The 2,465-nt window shown below is 43.1% G+C and carries 3 protein-coding genes; all 3 read left to right on the top strand.

Annotated features, from left to right (window positions below; genetic code table 11):
* Window positions 1–129: 129 nt before the first annotated feature.
* On the top strand, window positions 130–1,683 hold the full coding sequence (locus A9239_RS12300; protein ID WP_048121045.1) for a class I SAM-dependent DNA methyltransferase: 1,554 nt from the start codon (window positions 130–132) through the stop codon (window positions 1,681–1,683).
* 307 nt (window positions 1,684–1,990) lie between these two features.
* Window positions 1,991–2,230 (top strand): ATP-binding protein, encoded by a 240-nt coding sequence (locus tag A9239_RS12295; protein WP_048121047.1) that lies wholly within the window; start codon window positions 1,991–1,993, stop codon window positions 2,228–2,230.
* The coding region (locus tag A9239_RS12290) for an ATP-binding protein (protein WP_304440482.1) at window positions 2,231–2,465 on the top strand (235 nt) is incomplete at its 3' end.

Here is a 2,465-nt window from a genome sequence, read left to right as displayed (position 1 = left end):
AACTCATCTGACTAACTCTTATTCTTAGCAAAATATTGCTATTGACAGAAAATAGCGATCAACACTTAAATCAATAATTCTATCCAGTATGCAAACTATCCTGAGTTACTGTTTAAGTGTTGAGAATCCATGACAAAAAATACAGCAGGCTCAAACGGCGCAAATCTAGGTTTTGAAGAAAAACTCTGGCAGGCGGCGGATAAACTCCGAAACAATATGGACGCAGCAGAGTATAAACATGTAGTACTTGGCCTTATTTTCCTGAAATACATCTCGGATGCTTTTGAGGAGATGCACGAAAAACTTCAATTGGAAGTTGAGGAAGGAGCAGACCCGGAAGATCCGGAAGAATATCTAGCAGAGAATGTTTTCTGGGTGCCTTCCGAAGCCCGCTGGAACCATCTGGAGAGAAGTGCAAAGCAGCCTAATATTGGGAAAATTGTAGACGAAGCCATGGCTGCAATTGAGCGGGACAATAATACTCTAAAAGGCGTGCTTCCAAAGAACTACGCAAGGGAAGGACTTGACAAGCAGCGCCTGGGTGAGTTGATTGATCTTGTAGGCACAATCGGCCTTGGGGATAAGGAAAGCCGAAGTAAAGACGTGCTTGGCCGAGTTTATGAGTATTTCCTCGGCAGGTTTGCAGATGCAGAGGGCAAGCGCGGCGGCCAGTTCTATACCCCGAGAAGTATAGTAAGAGTTCTTGTTGAGATGATTGAACCTTATCGAGGACGAATTTATGACCCATGCTGCGGTTCGGGTGGAATGTTTGTCCAGAGCGAGAAATTTATTGAAGCGCACGAAGGCCGTCTTGAAAATATTTCTATTTTCGGTCAGGAATCAAACCAGACTACCTGGCGACTCTGCAAAATGAACCTTGCTATCCGAGGTATAGACAACGATGGCATTAAATGGGGTGATTCTTTTCATAATGACCTGCACAAAGACCTGAAAGCCGATTTCATCCTTTCAAATCCTCCTTTTAACGATTCGGACTGGAAAGGCGAACTTCTTTCCGAAGATGTCCGCTGGAAATTTGGAGTACCACCAAAAGGCAATGCCAATTTCGCCTGGGTTCAACACTATATCCACCACCTTTCCCCAACTGGAATTGCAGGCTTTGTGCTTGCAAACGGCTCCATGTCTTCAAATACCTCTGGTGAGGGTGAAATCCGGAAAAATATCATTGAACAGGACCTTGTAGACTGTATGATCGCACTTCCGGGTCAGCTTTTCTACAATACTGGAATCCCAGCCTGCCTATGGTTCATTGCCCGAGATAAGCAAAACAGCGGTTTCCGCGACCGGAGCGGCGAGGTCCTATTTATTGACGCCCGGAATATGGGAGTTTTACGGGACCGTACCCACCGCGAACTTACTGACGAAGAAATCCAGAGAATTGCGGGTACCTACCATGCCTGGCGTGGAGAAAAGATTGAAAGCGGGGAGTATGAAGACATCCCTGGCTTCTGTAAGGCTGCAACTGTTGATGAAATTAAGAAACACGATTATATACTTACTCCTGGCCGTTACGTAGGTTTTGAAGAGACCGAAGATGATGATGAGGAATTTGAAGAGAAAATGAGAAAATTGACTGTAGAACTTTCGGAGCAGTTCAAGAAATCAGAGGAGCTGGAGACGAAAATTAAGGAGAATCTGGCAGGGCTTGGGTATGAACTCTGACTTCCGGCTGAAAGAATCCGAGACTCTTGGCTTAAACTGGTTTAAAATTGATAAAAAGGGTAAAAGTAGGCAGATAAAAAGTAGGCAGATAAGTAGTCTGAAAGACTGGAAGATGGTCACAGGTTTAAAAATTCGGAACAAATTTGGATGAAAAACAGAATGGGTTAGTATTATGGATCAGAAGAAGCTGCTGGAAAAACTGGAAGAGCTTGAGTGGGAAGACTTCGAAGTAAAAGAAGCAAGAAATTCTATTCCAAAGTTATGAATCCGGGCCATCTCCCAAAAGACCTGGAATCAATTATGAAAGATGAAAGAAGATTTCTCTATGCCCAGAAATCCCACAATAGCAAGAATCTTTCGAGCCATAAAACTCTCTGAGAATGCTGGCTCTGGATTTGATAAAATGTTTACCGGCTGGAAAGTCCATTACGGAGTGGAACCAATAGTTTCTGGAGGCATCGATTTCTACAAGATAGAGTTCCCATTGAGTCAAGAAGAAACTACCAAAAAGACTACCAAAAAGACTACTCAAATGATAATTGAATAAATGGTTTCCGAGCGAAGAAATGAACTGCTTGCTGAAACTCTACATGAAATCCATTTGATCGAAAAATGGGGCAGAGGCATCAGCCTTATACTTTATAAAGAGCCTGAAACCGATTTTAAAGAGGTAGGGACTCAGTTTATTGTCACATTTAAGAGAAAACAGATGGAAGCAGAAGAAAAAGCCGGGGAAAAGGAAGTAACTGGGAAAACAACTAAGGAGAAAACTAGGGAGAAAA

This window comes from Methanosarcina sp. A14 (assembly GCF_001729375.1).
GTDB lineage: Archaea > Halobacteriota > Methanosarcinia > Methanosarcinales > Methanosarcinaceae > Methanosarcina > Methanosarcina barkeri.
The sequence above is the reverse complement of the archived record's forward strand: the minus strand, read 5'-3'. Positions and strand labels throughout refer to the sequence as shown.

Coding starts and splice junctions, on each gene's coding strand:
- A9239_RS12300 (WP_048121045.1), top strand. CDS start 130: ATGACAAAAAATACAGCAGGCTCAAACGGCGCAAATCTAGGTTTTGAA.
- A9239_RS12295 (WP_048121047.1), top strand. CDS start 1,991: ATGAAAGAAGATTTCTCTATGCCCAGAAATCCCACAATAGCAAGAATC.